General features: G+C 34.0%; 21 protein-coding genes and 1 riboswitch. Of the genes, 5 read left to right on the top strand and 16 right to left on the bottom strand.

The window, feature by feature from the left end; all coding sequences use genetic code 11:
- Window positions 1-27: 27 nt before the first annotated feature.
- The 14 genes from EKM79_RS04215 to EKM79_RS04280 all read right to left on the bottom strand — a co-directional run bounded on the left by EKM79_RS04215 (window position 28) and on the right by EKM79_RS04280 (window position 12,330).
- The gene (locus tag EKM79_RS04215) at window positions 28-492 is read right to left on the bottom strand and encodes a hypothetical protein (RefSeq protein ID WP_125566207.1); all 465 of its coding nucleotides are present in this window, start codon (window positions 490-492) and stop codon (window positions 28-30) included.
- A gap of 55 nt (window positions 493-547) precedes the next feature.
- Window positions 548-1,747: a CCA tRNA nucleotidyltransferase gene (locus tag EKM79_RS04220; RefSeq protein WP_125566209.1), complete on the bottom strand. Its 1,200-nt coding sequence runs from the start codon at window positions 1,745-1,747 to the stop codon at window positions 548-550.
- An 18-nt stretch (window positions 1,748-1,765) separates the two neighbouring features.
- Window positions 1,766-3,010, bottom strand: coding sequence for a tetratricopeptide repeat protein (locus EKM79_RS04225; RefSeq protein WP_125566211.1), 1,245 nt, complete (start codon window positions 3,008-3,010; stop codon window positions 1,766-1,768).
- A gap of 101 nt (window positions 3,011-3,111) precedes the next feature.
- Window positions 3,112-3,387, bottom strand: a complete 276-nt coding sequence (locus EKM79_RS04230; RefSeq protein ID WP_010623460.1) for an HU family DNA-binding protein — start codon at window positions 3,385-3,387, stop codon at window positions 3,112-3,114.
- Window positions 3,388-3,580: 193 nt separating this feature from the next.
- Complete coding sequence (gene der, locus EKM79_RS04235; RefSeq protein ID WP_125566213.1) at window positions 3,581-4,894, bottom strand: ribosome biogenesis GTPase Der; 1,314 nt, start codon at window positions 4,892-4,894, stop codon at window positions 3,581-3,583.
- Between the two features lie 20 nt (window positions 4,895-4,914).
- A complete protein-coding gene (gene cmk / locus EKM79_RS04240; protein ID WP_125566215.1) occupies window positions 4,915-5,574 on the bottom strand; it encodes a (d)CMP kinase in 660 nt (219 codons plus the stop codon).
- Between the two features lie 68 nt (window positions 5,575-5,642).
- Window positions 5,643-6,887 (bottom strand): LysM peptidoglycan-binding domain-containing protein, encoded by a 1,245-nt coding sequence (locus EKM79_RS04245; RefSeq protein WP_125566217.1) that lies wholly within the window; start codon window positions 6,885-6,887, stop codon window positions 5,643-5,645.
- Window positions 6,888-6,998: 111 nt separating this feature from the next.
- Entirely contained in the window at window positions 6,999-7,550 is a 552-nt protein-coding gene (locus EKM79_RS04250; protein ID WP_125566219.1) for an ECF transporter S component, read from the bottom strand.
- Between the two features lie 82 nt (window positions 7,551-7,632).
- A riboswitch (FMN riboswitch) is annotated at window positions 7,633-7,751 on the bottom strand.
- Between the two features lie 365 nt (window positions 7,752-8,116).
- Window positions 8,117-8,839, bottom strand: coding sequence for a pseudouridine synthase (locus EKM79_RS04255; RefSeq protein WP_125566221.1), 723 nt, complete (start codon window positions 8,837-8,839; stop codon window positions 8,117-8,119).
- A complete protein-coding gene (gene scpB, locus EKM79_RS04260) occupies window positions 8,826-9,377 on the bottom strand; it encodes an SMC-Scp complex subunit ScpB (protein ID WP_125566223.1) in 552 nt (183 codons plus the stop codon). The genes EKM79_RS04255 and scpB overlap by 14 nt, the downstream gene beginning before the upstream one ends.
- Before the next feature lie 2 nt (window positions 9,378-9,379).
- The gene (locus EKM79_RS04265) at window positions 9,380-10,105 is read right to left on the bottom strand and encodes a segregation and condensation protein A (protein WP_125566225.1); all 726 of its coding nucleotides are present in this window, start codon (window positions 10,103-10,105) and stop codon (window positions 9,380-9,382) included.
- Window positions 10,105-10,491: a RibT protein gene (locus EKM79_RS04270; protein ID WP_125566227.1), complete on the bottom strand. Its 387-nt coding sequence runs from the start codon at window positions 10,489-10,491 to the stop codon at window positions 10,105-10,107. The genes EKM79_RS04265 and EKM79_RS04270 overlap by 1 nt, the downstream gene beginning before the upstream one ends.
- A gap of 9 nt (window positions 10,492-10,500) precedes the next feature.
- Entirely contained in the window at window positions 10,501-11,388 is an 888-nt protein-coding gene (gene xerD / locus EKM79_RS04275) for a site-specific tyrosine recombinase XerD (RefSeq protein WP_125566286.1), read from the bottom strand.
- 45 nt (window positions 11,389-11,433) lie between these two features.
- Window positions 11,434-12,330 carry a S1-like domain-containing RNA-binding protein gene (locus EKM79_RS04280; protein ID WP_246005623.1) on the bottom strand — a complete coding sequence of 299 codons (897 nt, stop codon included), beginning with the start codon at window positions 12,328-12,330 and terminating at the stop codon, window positions 11,434-11,436.
- A gap of 320 nt (window positions 12,331-12,650) precedes the next feature.
- Between EKM79_RS04280 and EKM79_RS04285 the strand changes: the two genes are divergently transcribed.
- From EKM79_RS04285 to EKM79_RS04305, 5 genes are all read left to right on the top strand, one after another.
- The gene (locus EKM79_RS04285) at window positions 12,651-13,772 is read left to right on the top strand and encodes an NAD(P)-dependent alcohol dehydrogenase (RefSeq protein WP_125566229.1); all 1,122 of its coding nucleotides are present in this window, start codon (window positions 12,651-12,653) and stop codon (window positions 13,770-13,772) included.
- 156 nt (window positions 13,773-13,928) lie between these two features.
- Window positions 13,929-14,813: an ABC transporter ATP-binding protein gene (locus EKM79_RS04290; RefSeq protein WP_125566231.1), complete on the top strand. Its 885-nt coding sequence runs from the start codon at window positions 13,929-13,931 to the stop codon at window positions 14,811-14,813.
- Window positions 14,806-15,567, top strand: a complete 762-nt coding sequence (locus EKM79_RS04295) for an ABC transporter permease (RefSeq protein ID WP_125566233.1) — start codon at window positions 14,806-14,808, stop codon at window positions 15,565-15,567. Before EKM79_RS04290 ends, EKM79_RS04295 begins: the two co-directional genes overlap by 8 nt.
- A complete protein-coding gene (locus tag EKM79_RS04300; RefSeq protein WP_125566235.1) occupies window positions 15,564-16,664 on the top strand; it encodes a sensor histidine kinase in 1,101 nt (366 codons plus the stop codon). The genes EKM79_RS04295 and EKM79_RS04300 overlap by 4 nt, the downstream gene beginning before the upstream one ends.
- 1 nt (window position 16,665) lies before the next feature.
- A complete protein-coding gene (locus tag EKM79_RS04305; RefSeq protein ID WP_125566237.1) occupies window positions 16,666-17,271 on the top strand; it encodes a response regulator transcription factor in 606 nt (201 codons plus the stop codon).
- A 109-nt stretch (window positions 17,272-17,380) separates the two neighbouring features.
- On the opposite strand, the gene EKM79_RS04310 is transcribed toward EKM79_RS04305, so the two are convergent.
- Together EKM79_RS04310 and pyk are read right to left on the bottom strand one after the other, a co-directional pair.
- Entirely contained in the window at window positions 17,381-18,184 is an 804-nt protein-coding gene (locus tag EKM79_RS04310) for a DUF4931 domain-containing protein (RefSeq protein WP_125566239.1), read from the bottom strand.
- A gap of 109 nt (window positions 18,185-18,293) precedes the next feature.
- The gene (pyk, locus tag EKM79_RS04315) at window positions 18,294-20,063 is read right to left on the bottom strand and encodes a pyruvate kinase (protein ID WP_125566241.1); all 1,770 of its coding nucleotides are present in this window, start codon (window positions 20,061-20,063) and stop codon (window positions 18,294-18,296) included.
- Window positions 20,064-20,076 lie beyond the last annotated feature (13 nt).

Below are 20,076 nucleotides of genomic sequence, written 5' to 3' on the forward strand. Positions count from 1 at the left end.
ACCTCACAGCAATGTGAGGCTTTTATTTTATAAATCTTTGTTGTATACGTCGAAAACAGTATGGTCACTGTCGATTGTTATATACAAATTTCCGTTCTTACTTGAGATTGCTGATGTTTGATAAACATTATCTAATCCTTCAGCATCCTTTTGTTTGAATGGGAAATAAATTTGCATTGGATCCTTATCTTCATCATCTTCAAATACAAGGTCACATTTTTCAATATCTTGATACTTGATTACACGGTTGAACATTCCTTCAGTCATTGCTGCTGTAGAAACATCAGTATCCTTGATATAGTCAGCTGCCGGTAAAATTTCGATTCTGAAACGTTTGCATGGATGGATCTCTTGCATACGTCCACCATGAATACGTCCATAACTTGTAGTTACACGTGAAATCCAAACATCACTCATTTCACTGTGACTAACTGTCCAAGTATCATCATTTCTGAAGTAGAATTTTAATTCTTTGAATACATGCTTTGTCATATAACCACCCTTTCGATACTAAATTACTTACAAAGATAATAATAACACAGCAAACTCATTCACTTAACAAATAATGTTCCAATTTATCAAAATTGTTGTAAACGGTTCCTTCCACGACCTTATGCTCTATCTCGGACATATATTTTCCAATCTCAGGACCTGGTTTTATGTCCAAGATTTTAATTATATCGTTACCAGTAATAGCCAAATCTCGACTAGATTTAATTGGAATATCACGTACCATTTTAGATAACTTATTATCATCAATCTCTATCTTAAATAATTTACAAAGTTTAATGGTCCTATCAAAATTATCTACACCTAAACTATAAATATCCCATAAATCAAAGTCCTTATTTTGAAAATTCTTTAACATTTTATCTGTTGCAACGCTTGCTTCACGAGATTTATTCGACACTTTCCAATTACGAAGCATCTTATTAAATTGTTTTGGCGTCAGGGCCATAACATATCCAATAGCAGTCCATGCAGATTCCTCATCTTCAAACTTCAAATCATCTAGCTCTAATAGTTTAGATAAGTTGTCTCGTTGTCCAGAAAATGTGGGACAATGCTCCGACAAATCTAGGTTCAAAAAATCCGCAAATCCAGTTTGCCAAGCCTTGCCTAGCATTAATTTGATAAATTCTTCTCTTATACGTTCAATAGCAATTTTTTCTAGCAAATAGGCATTATCCTTAATTGCCACTGCGGTTTCTTCTTCCACTTTAAAGTTTAATTGTGACTGAAATCTAACTGCTCTCATCATACGTAAAGCATCTTCATGAAAGCGCTCCTCCGCTTTACCAACAGCTCGAATTACTCTTTTATTCAGATCACCCAAACCATCAAACTTATCAATAACGTTTCCATTTCGATCAACAGCTAAAGCGTTAATAGTAAAGTCACGACGTTTTAAATCATCTTTCAGTGATCTTACAAAGGTTACCTTATCTGGTCTACGAAAATCCTGATATCCGGACTCTGTTCTAAAAGTTGTTATTTCGTATGAATCATCATTGATTAATACAGTAACCGTACCATGTTGAATACCTGTATCAACTGTACGTTTAAAAATGCTTTTAATCTCTTCAGGGTACGCACTAGTTGCAATATCAACATCATGAATTGGAATACCTAAAATGTGGTCGCGCACACTTCCTCCAACAAAATAAGCTTCAAATCCTGCTTTTTCTATTTCTTCTAAGACCGGTAACGCTTGTTTAAAGTCTGAAGGAAGCTTTTCAATACGCATAAAATTACCTCACATTTTTTAAATTTGATCCATTAATTCCCGCATTTCAGTATCATCTGGATCTTGTTTCAAGTACAGTGTCAAAGCTGCTTTAAGTGCATCTTTATCACCACTGCTACGCAATATTTCAATAACGTCTGTTAAATAGTCTAGGTTATCTTTATATTCATCCAGCACTAATAAAATATTCTCTTGAGCTTTAGCAATATCATCAGTTTCAAAATACGACTTAGCCAAGTTCCAAGTAAGCTTTGGATTTCCATTTAAATCAACATCATTCAATAAGTCAAGATTGTTCTTGTATTGTCCATGTGTTGTATAAAAGTCACTCAATCTAATAATTAATGGTAACGGAGTTTCTACTGTTTTTATACCCTTCTGAATTATTGACATGGCTTCTTCTGGTTCTTCAGAAATACCAGCATCAAAAGCTATTTGATATAACCGTTCATCTAATTCATTCAAATTGATGCCTAATTGTGCATACTTAAAGGCCTCTTGATTATTTTTAATATCCAAATAATCATCAGCCAAAATCGCATACGCCGTTGGATAATCATGATTAACATCAAGTAGTTTCTCTAAAATACTAATAGATTTATTATAATCCTTTACTTGATTATACAGAAACCCTAATTGATACTGTGCATCTTCATTGAGTTCAATTGCGTTTAACTTTTCAAATTCTGAAATTGCTTCCTCATATTGTCCATCACCGGCTAAAGAACTAGCCTTGCGTAATACAATAGAAATACCTGAATAATTCGTTATACCGGCATCTAATAGCATATCGTAGTACGTTAAAGCTTTACTAAATAAGTTTTCGTCAAAATATAATTCGGCGATTGCAAACTTAAAAACATCCTCATCTGGATAGTTTCTAATACCTGTCAGTAATTTCTGTTCACTAACTTCATATAATCCTTGTGATTGATAAATATCAGCTGACACTAGCAAATTCTCCGCATAAGCTGGTGAATCTGGACCTATTTGCGATATATAATCTAGTGCCTTATCAGAATCTCCATCTGACACAGCGATTTCAGCTAATCTAGAAAGAATTTGACCTTCATCAGGATAAAAAGTTAATAAATGTTCATAAATTGATTTAGCCTGTACTGAGAGCCCGCGACTCATCAATGTTTCAGCTAAAGAAAATTGTGTTTGATCGTCGTCCTGTTCAATTGATTGCTTGATTAAACTGTCTACCTTAGTAAAATCACCTGCGTCAATTGTGTCCATTACTTCATCTGCTTTAGTCAAATTATTTCCTCCGTTTATTTCTAATACTTAATTTTAAATTAACCGTGTGTTTACTATTTGCATAAAAAAAGACGGTCATCCGACCGCCCCCAAGTTTAAAACTATTTAACTGAATCTTTCAAAGCCTTACCTGGTTTGAATGCAGGAACCTTGCTTGCTGGAATCTTGATTTCTTCACCAGTTTGTGGGTTACGACCTTTACGAGCTGCACGTTGACGTACTTCAAAGTTACCAAAGCCAATTAATTGAACTTTGTTACCTTCTGATAAGTTTTCTTGAATGCTTTCAAATACAGCATCAACTGCTGAAGTAGCATCTTTCTTTGTTAGTCCTGTCTTACTTGCAACACTATCAATAAGTTCTGCTTTATTTGCCATACGTAATACCTCCGGAGATTTGTATAATTTTAGAACACATGAACGACGACTGTGTTCATCATTCCATTAACAAAAGTACCATAGCAGTAGGGTTGTGGCAAGCTTTTACGCTTTAAATTAGTAGAAAAATGTAAATCTTTACATAATTTATAAAAATGATTATAAAAACGCTGATTTTACCGCCACTTGGGGCTTACTTACGTTTTCTAGGTAAAATTTTAATTGGAGTACCTTCAAAATCAAAAGTATCTCTTAATTGATTCTTCAAGAACCTTTCATAAGAAAAATGTAATAGCTCATTATCATTAACAAAAACTACAAATGTAGGTGGTTGAACGGCAACCTGCGTCATATAATAAATTCGCAATCTCTTACCATTAACAACTGGAGTTGGGGCAATAGAAGTTGCACGTAATAACAAGTCATTAAGCACAGCCGATTGAATACGACGCTCACGGTTATCATAGACCCTAGAAACTAATTCCGGAATTTGATCTAATCTTTGTCCTTTAACAGCTGAAGTAAATAAAATTGGTGCATATGACAAATATTGGAATCCATCCCTAATTTGGTTTTCAAAGTATTTCATAGTGTGATTATCTTTTTTCAAAGTATCCCACTTGTTGACAACGATGATAACGCCCTTACCTGCATTGTGAGCATATCCAGCTACACGCTTATCTTGTTCACGAATACCTTCCTCGGCATTTAAAACGACGCAAACTACATCTGATTTATCAATAGCACTTAAAGCTCTCAAAACAGAATACTTTTCAGTATTTTCATATACTTTTCCACGTTTTCTAATACCCGCAGTATCAATCATTGTAAAGTCTTTATCTAGCTTTTCATCATGATACTTTGTATCAATGGCATCACGTGTTGTTCCCTCCATGTTGGAAACAATAACACGTTCATCGCCCAATATAGCATTGACTAATGATGACTTACCAACATTTGGTCGACCGATAAAACTGAATTTAATGGTCTCATCTTCCTCAGATTTTTCATCATTAGGAAACGCCTTGACTATTTCATCAAGTAAATCACCGATACCTGTGCCTTGAGCACCTGAAATGGGATTTGGATCACCGAATCCAAGTGAATAGAAATCATAAATATTTTCTCTCTGCTCAGGATTATCAGCCTTATTAACAGCTAAAATAACAGGTTTCTTCGTACGATAGAGAATTTTAGCTACATCCTCATCTTCTTTAGTAACACTATTTTGACCATTAACGATAAAAACTATTACATCAGCTTCATCAATTGCAATTTCTGCTTGATTCTTAATTTGAATAGTCATTGGTTCCCCACTCATATCAATACCACCAGTATCAATTAAGCGAAATTCTTTACCTAACCAACTTGCACGCGCATAAATACGATCACGTGTGACACCAGGTGTATCCTCAACAATACTTAATCGTTCATTGATAATTCTATTAAAAATAGTTGATTTACCAACATTTGGACGCCCAACTAAGGCTACTACTGGAACTGCCATAAATCTACCTCCCTACAATTCTATTTCTTTTCATTAATAATTTTTGTAATTTGATTAACAACTTGTTCAATATTCATATTGGAAGAATCAACTTCAATAGCATCATCAGCCTTTTTTAACGGTGAGATTTTACGGTGTGAATCTTTGTAGTCGCGCGCAGCAATCTCATCTTTTAAAACATCAAGTGAAGTATTGATACCACGTTCAATATTTTCCTTATAGCGACGCTCTGCACGAACTTTAACACTTGCAATTAAGAAAATTTTAACATCTGCATCTGGTAAAACAGTAGTACCAATATCACGACCATCCATGACAATATCAATATCTCCAGCCATTTTACGTTGCATTTCAACAAGCTCTGTTCTTACCTCTTTAATCGCAGAAACTTGTGAAACGTTGTTTGTTACTTCTTCAGTCCTAATAGCATCTGAGACATCTTCATCATCAAGCATGACATGTTGACCATCAGTTTTATTAATAAAATATATCTTATGCTGACTCATTAATTTTAAAATACTAGAACCATCACCATAATCTACATTGAACTTTTTTGCAAGTAAAGTAACTGTACGATACATTGCACCTGTATCACAATAGACAAAATCTAATTTTTTTGCAATTAATTTGGCAATCGTACTTTTACCGGCTGATGCTGGTCCATCAATAGATATTTGCATATTTTTAACTTCCTTTGCTTAACAAAAGGGCCTAGGACATAATCGTCTAAGACCCTTCATAATGATTATTATTTAACTCTTAATTGTGTCCCTGGTGTTAACGTTGAAATACCACCATTCAAATTCTGTAATTGTGCCGTGGTCAAATTGTGATTATAAGCTATTCTAAACCAATTGTCACCAGATTTTACAGTGTAATAGGATGAGGCACTATTATCACTAGCACTATTTGATGAAGAATTATTATCAGTTGTACTATTTGACGATGACGAATTATTAGAATCAGTGGTTTGTTGAGCTTGTGAATTATTTGCACTATTCGAATTATTATTGGTGCTATCACTAGCCGCCGTATTATTGGATGTTCTGTTAGTATTCGAAGATGCGGCAGATTCTTTTTCTTCCGCTGCCTTCTTGGCAGCGGCTTTTTTCTTAGCTTCTACTGCTGCGGCTTCTTCAGCTTTTTTCTTATCAGCAGCTTTCTTTTCAGCCGCTTTTTTAGCAGCAGCCTTCTTTTTTGCTGCCGCTTTTTTCTTAGCTGCAGTTTTATCTTTGTTTTCTGAAGAATTCTCAGACTGAGCACTATCTAAATCACCATTACCACTATTACCATGAATAGCACTAATAACAACTGGAGCAAACATGATAATAATCAGACCAATTACCAAAGTAGCAACCAAAGTGTGATTACCACGCTGTTTACCTTTACTTACTGCACGAGAAACATGACCATCCTCGTCCTCATCGGAATCAAATGTTTTCTCCCAAGGCTTCTCATCATCATTAGATACAGTATTGGATGAATCCTTTGATTGTGCCTCTTCTCTGGTATCTTCAGTAACATCATTGTCAATATTGCTACTCTCTTGTCTATCAGTCGATGATTTTTTTGCAGCAACATAACCTGCAGCAGCACCAACTCCAGCTGCAGTAGTGGTTGATGATCCATTATCATCTGTTTCTTCAGATTGACTTAAATGATCTCCGCCATTTTTACTAGCTTGAAGGTGATCATAATCATCTTCTTTAACTGGTTGTTCGGACTTAACCGGAGCTTCATAGTGTAAATTTGAATTATCATTATTATTTGCAGAATTATCTGTAAAGGGCTCTGCTGGTTGTGGTTCAGAATATCCATCTTCCCCAGGAGTCTCATCAACACCATTATTACTATTAACGGGAACATCTTGACCATCAGACGGTAATAAATTGTACTTTTTTAAATCTTCAGGACTAACGGAACCTTCTAGACCGTCAGTGCTTTTAGGGATGCGAACACCACCAGAAGTATTGTTTTTGTTATTATCGGCCATTAAAAACCAACCTCCTAATTTCTATCCCTTAAAGCATATCATAAAAGTTTAAAATTTTTCTTTAAAGATTTATAAAAAGCCCTTAAATATGGCACTTTTTGATATATTTTTTTACTTTATAAAAAAATGACCCTTTAATCTAGGATAAACAACTAATACACCCGCAGAAATAATTAATGCTTTTACAATATTAAATGGTACGACTCCTGTGGCAACGTATGTTGCTAGGCTCATATTTAATTGCATCCCTACAACACCAATATAAAGTGGCATAACCACAAAATAATTGAGCAATGACATAATAACAGTTAACGATAAGGTACCCGTGATAACTGCCATGACCTTTTTACTCTTTTGCCAAAAATAATTGAATGGTAACAATAAAGCAATCGCACCAACGATACTTGCACCATCCCCAATCACTCCAGCTACACCAGAGCCAGTAATCAACCAATGGACTAGCCCTTTAATGAAGGCAATTAAAATACCTCCAACTGGTCCATATGCAAATGTTCCTATTATAGTTACGACATCACTAAGATCTATTTTCAAAAATGGTAACCAAAACAATACAGGAAATTCAAAAAACATCACAATTGATGCCAATGCTGAAAAAATTGCCACTCCTACTAAAGCATGAAATTTGTACGTACTTCTTCCCATAAAATCAACCTTTCCCGCCGATTTCCAAAAGAAAAGAGGTCCGAATTGGATACACCTAATTAGGGCACACCAAAACAGACCTCTCTGTTTTCTTTCATCTAGACTTTAACTATCGGTATTGGAATCTAACCAATTCAACCAGCACGCTGGGTCGCGGACTTTACCGCCGGTCGGGAATCACACCCTGCCCTGAAAACCAACTTATTAAATTTTTCACTATTAATATATCATATATCAATTCAAAAGAAAATAAACTTCACCGTCAATATTCTGAATCCGGTTACACAATTCCGATAAACGCCTATTTATCAGTTATTACAGCGTTATCATTATTTTTTCTTGATAATAGTTCAATTTAATTAAAATACACAAATTACAACAAATACTTGAACTACTAATGGACCACAAAAAAGGCGAAATTCTAATTAGGTTAGATTCTCTTCCGTGGTCAAACAGACTAATTTTGTTCTTCGTAAGGTCGATTTTTCGAAAAGTGTGCAGAAAATGTGCAGACTTTAAAAAAAGTTGTTTTTTGCTTTCATTTGATATCTGAAAAAATGATCTTATTAACGTTTTTCCTTCAATTGTGCAACTTCAAGTCTTGTAAGATTTCTATATTTACCAGAAACCAAGCCATCCAACGTTAGAAAACCATACTTCTCACGAGACAATTTTTCTACTGGATGTCCAACGGCTTCAAACATATTTTTAACTTGATGATTATGACCTTCATGAATAACAATTTTTACAAGAGACGTATTCTTCTTGGAATCTTTAGACATGACATGCACTTTAGCAGGAGATGTCTTGAAATCTTTCAATTTCATTCCCTTTTCCATTTTTTTAATCTCTTCTATTGTCAAAAATCCACGGACTTTAGCTACATATGTCTTATCAACATGATAACGAGGGTGCATTAATTGATTGGCAAATTCACCATCATTAGTCAATAATAACAATCCCGAAGTATCGTAGTCTAAACGGCCTATTGGATAGACACGTTCTTCGACATCATCTTCTAGTAAATCCGTTACAACTTTTCTTCCTTTATCATCTTTTACAGCAGATATAACACCACGTGGCTTATATAACAAAATATAACGCTTTTTTTCATCGTGAAGTGGAACACCGTCAACTTCAACTTTATCACGATGATCTATTTTAATACCCATTTCCGTCACTGTCTTGCCATTAACTACTACATGCCCTTCAGCAATTAATTTTTCAGACGCTCTACGTGAAGCAACACCGGCATCTGCCATAAATTTTTGTAATCTAACTTTCTCCATTAAAATCTCCTATATTATCTTCTTGCATATTTTCAAATTTTTCTATCGGTGGTAAATCTTTCAAACTCTTGATACCAAAATAATCAAAGAAGCCATCGGTCACAACATAAAGATTGGGATGACCTGGTACATTCTTCTTACCATTTTCCATAATCAAATTTCTAGCAAGCAGTGTATTAATACTACCTGAACTTTGCACACCACGGATTTCATCAATTTCAATTCTGGTAATTGGCTGGCGATAGGCTACAATTGATAGCACTTCTAGAGCAGCTTGACTAAGTTTGGTTCCTAATCCTGACTTAAAATACTTTGTCAACAACCCACTATATTCACTCTTCGTTATCAATTTATATCTTGAGTTAAAATTAGCTAACTGAATTCCTGATTCTTCATCACCGGCGAGTTTTATTGTTAACTGCTCCATAGTTTGACGTAAAGCCGCACTATCAATTTCTAATAATCCAGCTAAGTCTTTTTCTTTTATACCTTGATCTCCTGCCACAAAAAGCAGTGCCATAATTTTTGCTTGATACACTTTCAGTTCCTCAATTCAATAAATAATTCACCATCTAAACCATCTTGTGTGGCAGTAATTTGCTGCTTACTAATCATTTCCAAAATTGCCATAAAGTCTGTTACTACTTCCTCTATGTCATCTTGAAGCTTCAACAATGATTTAAATGTCATTCTCTTTAAGGTCGATAACTTATTTAAAATATTTTCTTCAGCATCTTCAATAGACAACACTTCATTTTTAATAATCTCAGTTTGTGGCTGACGATTCTTTTCCTGTCTCAACAGATCCGTATATGTGGTTGCTAAATCTTCCAATGCAACAGAATCTGGTTTCAAAAATTGCTTCAATTGAATCTGCGGCACACTCATATCTTTATCAAAAGATAACTTTCGCATTTGTTCTTTCTCTGCAAAATATTCTGAAACCTGCTTAAATGTTTGATAAGTCAATAATTGTGAGACTAACTGTTCACGTGGATCTTCCATATCAAAATCATCATCAATTTCATCTGGTGCTTGTGGTAGTAACATCTTACTCTTGATTGACATTAATGTTGATGCCATTACCAAGTAATCACCAGCAATATTTAATTCCAATACTTTCATACTATTTAAGTAATCAATGTATTGTTGTGTAATCTGTGATATTGGAATATCGTAAATATCTATTTTAGATTCCTTAATCAGATGTAGTAATAAATCAATCGGTCCTTCAAAATCTGTTAAAACCAATTTTAACTTTTCCATTATTCTTTTTCTGACAACTCGCTCTCTTGATTTACCTTACTATCTCGCCAATCTTTTAACAATTTACCAAGGCTGAAATTTCCTAAGATAGTTAAATCGGGAAACTTCTGTTGAATATCATCAAAAATTTTAAAAATATTACTCTGGGATCGATACGAAGGACTTAGTGAGATATATTCAATAAAAACCGTATGATTTGAAAATGAAAGTGCAACGATTCCAGAGTAATCCTCAATATTACTCTTCCATAAATACAATTGACGATTTTCATCTTCTTTATACAGCTTAAGCTCCTGATCTAAATTTGACATATCCTTTAAATCAGAAATGTACGATAAAAATCCCATCGCAATCTTCTTATTTTCATCACTATATTTATTAAGCATAATTATCTCCTATGCACGAGGATGTGAGTTTTCATAAACTTGCTTCATTCTCGTCTTATTAATATGCGTATAAATCTGAGTAGTAGAAATATCAGAATGACCTAATAATTCCTGTACAACACGCAAATCAGCACCATTTTCTAACAAATTAGTTGCAAACGAGTGTCGCAAAGTATGGGGTGTTACATCCTTTTTTATCCCAACTTTAGCAATATACTTTTTAATCATTCTCCAAATAGATTGTCGCGTCAGCTTATTTCCTCGAAAATTCAAAAAAACTTCTTTTTGTTCCCCATACCGTTGAACTAATTGATCTCTAGTTTCTGAAAAATATTTTTGGAGCCATTTAATAGCTGTGTCCCCAATTGGAAGCAATCTTTCTTTATCACCTTTACCAAGCGTTTTTATTAATCCTAAATCTAGATGTAAATCACTCATGGCAAGGTTAACTAATTCACTGACACGTAGACCTGTGGCATACATAACCTCAAAAATTGCACGATCGCGAACTCCGAGTGGTGTCGAAATATCTGGTGACTCAATCAATGAATCAACTTCTTGCATAGATAAAACAACAGGTAAATGCTGTCCCTTTTTTGGAGCATCCAACTCATTCATAGGATTTACTTGAACTTTATCAATCAATTCTAACCACTGGTAAAATCTTCGTAATGAGGAAAACATTCTCATTTGAGTAGTTTTTGACTTACCGAGTTTATCTTGATTAGCAAAGAAATTAGTGATAACAAAATGATCCTCTGGATATTGTGCTTTTTGATTATTTTCCAAATAAAAACTAAATTCCAATAGATCTTGTTGATACGAAATAATCGTATTTTTGGAAAGACCTCTATCAAGCCTCAAATAACGTCCATAATCTGCAATGGTATCCAACATCGCTTGGTTATGAATAGTCAGCTTTTCATTCAAATAGTTTCACCTCTATTTAAGATAGGTATAACCATCTTTTTGCTCAATTTTTCTTTGTTTCATTAAATTACCTAAAGCACGTTTGAAACTTCCTTTACTAATACCGAAATACTCTTTAATATCATCGGGATCACTTTTATCAGTATATGGGATCTTTCCATCTCGAGAATGTTCCAAAACAACCATAATCATTTGAGCATCAGGTGTGATTTCTTCAAAAGCACGAGGTCTCATTGACAAATTAAGACGGCGATGACTTGAACCAATTGCACGAGCCTTAATATGTTGACCAATGTGCATTGGCCCATCTTGTTCATTAATATGAATAAAACCTAAATAATAGTCTTCAGTAATTACAAATGTACCTGAATCTCGAATAGCAATTACAGTACACTCTTCGTCTTTGTTCTTTAATGAATCATTTGCACTGCGGACCAATTGCATATAAAGATTTAAATCAGCTAGTTTACCCCATAAGCGACCCTTGTGGTCAACATCTAACTTGACCATGACACGATCACCCTTCTTAGGCCATTCTGAATGCTCCAAAGGAAGATCATCAAGCGATACAACTATGTCCTTGTCAATCAGTCCCACATCAACGAACACACCCAAGTCGGTTCTAACATTTGTGACTTCAGCATAATCCCAAACTCCAGGCATTACCGTAGGAAAATCAACTGTCATACGATTTTTATGAGATTGATTTTCATAGACAAATCCAGCAATTTCATCACCTAATTCGGGGACCTCTTCAAGTTCTGTCAATTCTAGAGAGAAGGTATAACCTTCAATTTGGACAAATGCTTCATCCTTGTTCAAGTCAGTGACTGTTCCAGCCATTACTTTTCCGTACATATCTTTTAATTCCATAATTTCTCCATATTCCTCAATTAATAATTGCGTCATTCAAAGTATCTATTACATATTCATTATTATTTTAACAGTTATACCCAGAGTTACATAATTATTTCAGCTGAATAATTGTACCATGTTTTCATAATCAATTTGATTAAATTCGAAAATAAATCAACTAGTTTAAACACCCGCATGCAAGCCCTGCATATCAATCGTCTCTTTTACATCATTTCCATGAATATATGATAAATATTTGTAAGTTCACAGTTTTTTTCAAATTCAAGATTGAAATATAAATTTTTTTGTGAAATAATTTTCCTTGTGGGAAGCGTTTCCAAAAAATATTAGATACAGAAAGAAGATTTTAATTTATGAAAATTAAAGCTGCTGTTGTTGATAAGGTAAACGATCCATTTGTAATTAAGGATGACATTGAACTAGCAGATATGCAGGACGATGGCTTACAAGTAAAAGTTGTTGCATCAGGTATTTGTCATTCAGATGAAGCATTACGTAAAGGTGATGCTGGATTCAACCTACCAGCTATATTAGGACACGAAGGTTCAGGTATTGTTGAAAAGGTTGGTAAAAACGTACACAACTTTGAGGTTGGCGATCATATAATCATGTCGTTCTACTCATGTGGAGAATGTGATAATTGTCTCAAAGGTATACCTACCCAATGTCGTAAATATGCTGCATCAAATCTAAGTGGTACACGTCCAGATGGTAGTGATCACTTCACAGAGAACGGTAAACATATCAGTGATATGTTTAACCAATCATCATTCACAACTCATACTGTAATTAATAAGAGAAATGCCGTTAAAGTACCTAAGAATCTTGACTTAAGAAAGCTCGGACCTTTGGGCTGTGGCTATGTAACTGGTAGTGGTACTGTATTCAATACCTTAAAGCCAAGACCCGGTGACACAATTGCTGTCTTTGGTACAGGTGCTGTTGGATTAGCTGCTATGATGGCTGGTAAGATTTCAGGTTGTACTCACGTAATCGCTGTTGATATCGTTCCATCACGTTTGGAACTTGCAAAGAAAATGGGTGCAACTGATATTGTAAATAGTGCTGATGAAGACGCAGTTACAGCCATTAAAAAGATCACTAATGGTCTAGGTGTCGACTGGGCAGTTGACACCACTGGTGTTGCTAAAGTTATGACTGATTCTATTGCTGCATTAACACAAGGTGGTACAACTGCAACAATTGCTGTTACACCACACAATATTGACATTAGTACATGGAATGATCTTTGTGTTGACGATAAAAAGGTTGTTGGTGTAAACATGGGTGATTCCATTCCTCAAGTTGACATCCCTCGCCTATTAGAGTTTTACAAGATGGGAGTATTTCCATTTGATTTAACTGAAAAGTTTTATGACTTTGATCAAATCAATGAAGCAGATGCTGATTCTGTAAGTGGTAAAACTATTAAACCTGTTTTGATTATTGATAAAGACTACAAACCAGAAAACTAATTACGTTTTGTAAATAAGGGAGCTCAATTGATTGATTGGGCTCCTTTTTGCTGTCTATAATGTGACAAATGTCATATTAAGTCATGACATTGCTTACTATTTTATACTTGATAAAAAAATTAAACTTAATTCATTAAATCAAGGAGGCAATAAATCATGACCTCAATCATTAAGGTTGAACATCTTAATAAAAGTTATGGCAAAAAAGAAATTTTGCATGATCTCAATTTTAACGTTAACCAAAATCAAATAATCGCTTTAATTGGTGAAAACGGTGCTGGTAAAACAACATTAATAAATATTCTACTAAACCTCATTTCATACAATTCAGGTACGGTACATATTTTGGAAAGCGATAATTATCCTAAAGAACACATCGGTGTAATGATGCAACAAAACATTACCATCACGCGTATAAGTGTTAAGGAAATAATAAAATTAACCCAAAGTTATTATCAACATCCCCTACCATATGAAAAAATAATTGAACTAGCTAACTTAAAAGATATGGAAAATTCCAAAATGGATAAACTATCTGGTGGACAAAAAAGACGCCTCTCATTCGCATTATCAATGGTTGGTAATCCAGACTTATTGTTTCTAGATGAACCAACGACTGGAATGGATAGCCAAAGTCGTTCTGATTTTTGGCAAACAATTGCTAACTTAAAAGACCAAAACAAAACTATTTTCGTAACTAGCCATTATCTTGAGGAATTAGAAACAGTCGCTGATAGAATTATGATTTTACAAAATAAATCAATAAGTTTTGATGGATCTATTGCTCAATTACGTAATTTAGAGGGTGAAAGTTTAATCGAATTTGACAGTCAATTGTCACCCGAATTATTTAAAAATATTCCTGAGATTATTGATTCAAAAGTACTTGGAAATCATTATCAATTTACAACAAAAAATGCGGAATTATTGATTAAACAATTAACTCCCTACTTTAACGCTATCAATAATTTAAAAGTTCAACAAAATTCGCTGGATTCACTATTTATTAATTTCAATAAAGAAGGTAAAAATCATGAATAGTTTTATTTATCAAATAAACATTAATTTTAAAAGAATAATTCTCCGCAACAAGCGTTTCTTTCTGTTCGATATGATGCTACCAATAATTTTTTACCTTCTGTACTCTAAAGTCTTAGTTTCTGGTATACCTAAAACGGACTTGAAATCATGGCAAATGAATTACTTGATTAGTATGATAATCTACAGTTGCTTGTTGGGATCAGTTATTACTGTGGCCAACACATTACTAGAAGATAAAACTAGTCATTTTGATATATTATCCAAATTAACTCCCCTACCAAGATGGCAATACTACTTATCACGAATTTTAATTTTTTTATTGCTCAATTTGATTTCATCCATTGGTATTTGTTTAGTAGGAATTTTGGTAAACAACTTGAGTTTGTCAATTGCAACATGGTCGTTAATAATTTTGATAACTATCATTGGCACAATTCCACTTATATTTATAGGTATTCTAATTTCACTATCCGGCAATCCGGCTACAGTTAACATGCTAAATAATCTTGTTGTTTTTCCTTTGGCAATTATCAGTGGATTATGGTGGCCAATATCAATGATGCCAAGTTGGTTACAGTCCCTTGGAAAATTAACACCAACTTTTGAATTATCCAACATCGACCAATCCATTCTTCATGGTAAAATTATAAACAACCAATACGTTTTTGGAATAATAATCTGGATCTTCGTAATTGGTATTTTAACTTTGATAATCACTAAATACCAAAAAAGTAAGGAGTTAAATTTAGAATGAATTTTTTAGAACACCACATTTTATTTCCCAAAAGATTCGGTATCATGCCATACTTTTGGGCATTCTCCTTAATTGCATTAACTGGTCAAGTATTGTTTGATAAGAATAAATTTAACTGGATTTTATTTATCTTATTAATAATATTTCTTAAATTATACCGGGATGGATATGAAATCAATCGCTTCTTACTAATACAAATAATTGGTCAGTTGATTATTACAACATATCTTGTATATGAATACTCACTCGGAACACTCTTTATTTATACAGCATGGGAAATTGGCTCACTTCCCTTTAAGAAAAAACAATTCTATGAGTATACAGCCATCTATCTTCTTTTCAGCGTATTTTGTATTATCGGTAACTCAATAGTTAATTACGCATCATATGGAGTTTATGGGTTAATTATTACATCGATATTTGCATTCGGATCACCCTTTGCGGCAAGATCTCTAGGAAACACTTATCGAAGATTATATCGTTTGAAACAAAATAATAAACGATTAGAAACCATCATTAAACAAAATGAACGTGAACGAATTGCTAAAGATTTGCATGATAATCTTGGGCAATCATTTTCATTAATAACTTTAAAAGCTGAATTAGCTGGAAAATTAATCGATAAAAATTCTGAACAAGCACGCCAAGAAATCAAAGATATCGCGACTACCTCCAGGAATGATTTAAGTTTAGTACGAAAAATTGTCAGTGACTTGAATCAAAAGTCAATTGCCGAAGCAATGATTGAAGAAGAAAACAATTTAAGATTAGTAAATATTATTCAGCAATCAAATAACGAAAAAATCTCTGTAAAATGGCCTTCCAAAACTCAAAATGTCATAGCAGCAATTATTAAGGAAGCTTCAACAAATATTATTCGTTATAGTAAAGCACATTTAGTGACATTCGACTTTAATGAAGACGATAATAATTATTATTTAAACATCAGTGACAATGGCGTTGGTTACAAAAGTATACGCAAGGATTCATTTGGTCTAACTGGCATGTCCCAGCGCCTATCTGACATTAACGGGACAATTAATATAGATTCAAATGACGGAACAATCTTAAAAATAAAAGTACAAAAGGAAAACTAGAATGACAAAAATTTATTTGGCAGAAGATCAAAAAATGTTAAATACGGCTTTAGCAACTCTATTAGGGTTGGAAGATGATTTAGATGTCATTGGAACCGCAACCGATGGGAACACCGCTTTATCTGAAATAGTTTTAAAAAAACCAGACGTTGCAATACTTGATATCGAAATGCCAAAATTGTCAGGATTAGATGTTGCACAACAAATTGATGTTCTAAAACTAACCACTAAAGTAATTATTTTGACAACTTTTGCCAAAGCTAGTTACTTTGAACAAGCGGTCGATGCACATGTAAATGGATATTTACTCAAAGATAATCCCACTGATCAGTTAGTCCAAACAATTCGTGAAGTGCTCGATGGTAAAACTGTCTTTTCGCCTGAATTAGTTACATCAATACTGTCAGCCGAAAAAAATCCTCTAACTAAAAGAGAAATAGACGTTCTAAAAGAAATAAAAACAGGTAAAAATAGTAAAGAAATTGCTAAAGCTGTTTTTCTATCCGATGGAACGGTTCGCAATTATATTTCATCCATATTAAGTAAAACTGGAACTTCATCAAGAATTGAAGCTTTAAATATCGCTGAAAAAAATAAATGGATATAAGCTAAGTCGTATACAAATTAATTGATGAAAAAATCACGAAATCAGAGAATTATTCGTAATATAATTTTAAAAAAAAAAAAGAACCAACTAAAAAAGGACGCTGAAAAATTCAGCGTCCTTTAATTTCGTTACAATCTGCTTCATTCTTTAATTTGTTCAAAACATCAGCAGCAAATTTTTCCAAAGTTTCTTTATTATCTCTTTGTGGCAATTTATATCCCACAAAATATGGTGAGGCAATAAATCTAGGTACAATTTTACAAATAATATCTCCTCCCTCATCGTAGAAGAAAATATTATACGAATCACAAGTTCCATTATGAAATTCATTCAGTAAATATCGAATAGTAATTCGGGCAAACTCGGCTAAATCATTCAAATATTTAGCATCATTAATTCTTATATTGAATTCAACGAATCCCATAATTGGTTCCTGAGACAAATTAAAATCAATATTATTAGACTTCCAAATTTTATAACCGGTGAAATTATGTTTACTAATATACTGATAACCGTCCACATTATTTAAGCCGACAATTTGAAAATGTGGATGCCGTAAACTTCCACCTGACATTGGTCCAAAATTTTTATACATCAGAACACTTTTATACTTATTCGTTTTCAGTAACGAGTTCCAACAATCAAAGATAAATTGAAATACCTCTGAATTCCTTTTGACAGAATAATTCGATATATCATCATTATGCTTACTTGATTCTATTAATACTGTCTGGTAAGTATCTTTCAAAGTTCTAAACTTATTCTCTAACCAAATCATATCATCTCTTTGATCGATAATATTGGTCAAATTATCAGTGTCGCAAAATGGACATATTGCTGCTTTTCTCTTAGTATCTCTTGGTTTCCCTTTTGCAACATCCAGTTGAAAAATCAATAAATCTTCTTCATCCAAATTAGTACTCCTTTATTGCGAGTATACAAAAATACTGAAGGGAATCTGATCAGAATCCCCTTCAGTATTTTTAATACTTGTTAATTAATAATTCAATTTAATTTACAAATTATAGTGAGCGTGAAGCACCTTTGTATACAACACCACGTCTTGAATCAACTGTGACTGTTTCGCCATCGTTAATCAAGTTTGTAGCATCTTTAGCGCCAACAACTACTGGTAGACCCATAGCAATACCAACAACTGCTGCATGTGAAGTTAATCCACCGTTTTCAACAACTACGGCACTAGCTTTTTCAAGAGCTGGTAGATAATCCTTGTCTGTCATTTCTGTAACAAGAATGTCTCCTTCTTTAACCTTTTCATTAGCTTCTTTAGCTGAATGAGCAACTACTGTATTACCAACAACTGATTCTTCTCCAACACCTTGGCCTTTAACAAGCTTTGAACCAATTAGTTGAACCTTCATAACGTTTGTTGTACCTGTTTCACCAACAGGAACACCAGCAACAATAAGAATTAGATCTCCTTCTTTAGCAAATCCAAGTTCTTGGGCTTTCTTAGCTGCAAGATCAAACATTTCATCAGTGTTTGATGGCTTTTCAGCAACGATTGGTTGAACACCCCAGTTAACTGTTAATCCACGTTGTGTTGTTTCATCAAATGTGATAGCAAGAATATCAGCACTTGGACGATACTTAGAAATCATACGAGCTGTGTAACCTGACTTAGTAGCAGCAACAATTGTCTTAATGTTCAATTCTTCAGCTGTTCTAACAACAGATTCACCGATTGATTCTGTAACGTTTGAGCCTTTGTATTCTTCGAATCTTTGGATAGCTAATTGGTTACTGTTATCCAATTGTTTTTCTGTACGTTCGTCGATTGTAGCCATAGCTGCAACTGATTCAACAGGGTAATCACCGTTAGCACTTTCACCAGAAAGCATAGTTGCATCTGTACCATCAAGAACAGAGTTAGCAACATCAGTAACTTCGGCACGTGTAGGACGTGGGTTTTCTTGCATTGAATCAAGCATTTGTGTAGCTGTAATAACTGGCTTACCAAGAGCATTACACTTTTGGATCAATGATTTTTGAACAAATGGTACGTTTTCAAATGGAATTTCAACACCCATGTCACCACGAGCAACCATCAAACCATCAGAAACCTTCAAGATAGAATCAATATTGTCGATACCTTCTTGTGATTCGATCTTAGGGAAGATTTGAACTTGTTCCATATGTTTTTCTTCAAGGATTTCACGAATATCAAGAACATCTTGAGCTTTACGAACGAATGAAGCAGAGATGAAGTTGATGTTATTGTCACAACCAAAACGAATATCGCTAGCATCTTTTTCTGTGATACCTGGTAGGCGGATTTCAACACCAGGTGCATTAACACCCTTACGTGAACCGATCTTACCTTCGTTTTGAACAACTGTAACTAATTCACGATTCTTGTCATCTTTTTCAGTAATCTTAAGATCAACAAGACCATCATCGATTAATACATGACCACCAACATGTGTATCATCATATAGACCAGGATATGTAACAGCAATCTTTTCAGGGTTACCTGTTAGTGAATCATCCATTGAAATACGGATAACATCACCGATCTTAGCTTCAAACTTTCCACCTTCTTGAACAGTTGTACGGATTTCTGCACCCTTTGTATCCAAAACGATACCAACTGTCTTACCAGTGATTTTTTCAGCTTCATGAACCATGTTCATACGTGCTAAATGTTCTTCATGATCACCATGTGAGAAGTTGAAACGGAAAATGTTTGCTCCAGCTTCAATCAACTTTGTGATTGTTTCAACATCATTAGATGCAGGTCCAAGTGTACTTACGATTTTTGTTCTTTTCATCGAGAATCTCCCT

Source organism: Companilactobacillus insicii (assembly GCF_003946015.1).
Taxonomy (GTDB): Bacteria; Bacillota; Bacilli; order Lactobacillales; family Lactobacillaceae; genus Companilactobacillus; species Companilactobacillus insicii.

What these genes read in the sequence shown, in the direction of transcription:
- EKM79_RS04250 (WP_125566219.1), bottom strand. Translation starts at nt 7,550, where the DNA reads ATGGGAAGAAGTACGTACAAATTTCATGCTTTAGTAGGAGTGGCAATT.
- EKM79_RS04230 (WP_010623460.1), bottom strand. Translation starts at nt 3,387, where the DNA reads ATGGCAAATAAAGCAGAACTTATTGATAGTGTTGCAAGTAAGACAGGA.
- EKM79_RS04255 (WP_125566221.1), bottom strand. Translation starts at nt 8,839, where the DNA reads ATGGAGAAAGTTAGATTACAAAAATTTATGGCAGATGCCGGTGTTGCT.
- der (WP_125566213.1), bottom strand. Translation starts at nt 4,894, where the DNA reads ATGGCAGTTCCAGTAGTAGCCTTAGTTGGGCGTCCAAATGTTGGTAAA.
- EKM79_RS04280 (WP_246005623.1), bottom strand. Translation starts at nt 12,330, where the DNA reads ATGACGCAATTATTAATTGAGGAATATGGAGAAATTATGGAATTAAAA.
- EKM79_RS04245 (WP_125566217.1), bottom strand. Translation starts at nt 6,887, where the DNA reads ATGGCCGATAATAACAAAAACAATACTTCTGGTGGTGTTCGCATCCCT.
- pyk (WP_125566241.1), bottom strand. Translation starts at nt 20,063, where the DNA reads ATGAAAAGAACAAAAATCGTAAGTACACTTGGACCTGCATCTAATGAT.
- EKM79_RS04265 (WP_125566225.1), bottom strand. Translation starts at nt 10,105, where the DNA reads ATGGAAAAGTTAAAATTGGTTTTAACAGATTTTGAAGGACCGATTGAT.
- cmk (WP_125566215.1), bottom strand. Translation starts at nt 5,574, where the DNA reads ATGCAAATATCTATTGATGGACCAGCATCAGCCGGTAAAAGTACGATT.
- EKM79_RS04285 (WP_125566229.1), top strand. Translation starts at nt 12,651, where the DNA reads ATGAAAATTAAAGCTGCTGTTGTTGATAAGGTAAACGATCCATTTGTA.
- xerD (WP_125566286.1), bottom strand. Translation starts at nt 11,388, where the DNA reads ATGTTGGATACCATTGCAGATTATGGACGTTATTTGAGGCTTGATAGA.
- EKM79_RS04305 (WP_125566237.1), top strand. Translation starts at nt 16,666, where the DNA reads ATGACAAAAATTTATTTGGCAGAAGATCAAAAAATGTTAAATACGGCT.
- EKM79_RS04295 (WP_125566233.1), top strand. Translation starts at nt 14,806, where the DNA reads ATGAATAGTTTTATTTATCAAATAAACATTAATTTTAAAAGAATAATT.
- EKM79_RS04300 (WP_125566235.1), top strand. Translation starts at nt 15,564, where the DNA reads ATGAATTTTTTAGAACACCACATTTTATTTCCCAAAAGATTCGGTATC.
- EKM79_RS04220 (WP_125566209.1), bottom strand. Translation starts at nt 1,747, where the DNA reads ATGCGTATTGAAAAGCTTCCTTCAGACTTTAAACAAGCGTTACCGGTC.
- EKM79_RS04215 (WP_125566207.1), bottom strand. Translation starts at nt 492, where the DNA reads ATGACAAAGCATGTATTCAAAGAATTAAAATTCTACTTCAGAAATGAT.
- EKM79_RS04270 (WP_125566227.1), bottom strand. Translation starts at nt 10,491, where the DNA reads ATGCTTAATAAATATAGTGATGAAAATAAGAAGATTGCGATGGGATTT.
- EKM79_RS04290 (WP_125566231.1), top strand. Translation starts at nt 13,929, where the DNA reads ATGACCTCAATCATTAAGGTTGAACATCTTAATAAAAGTTATGGCAAA.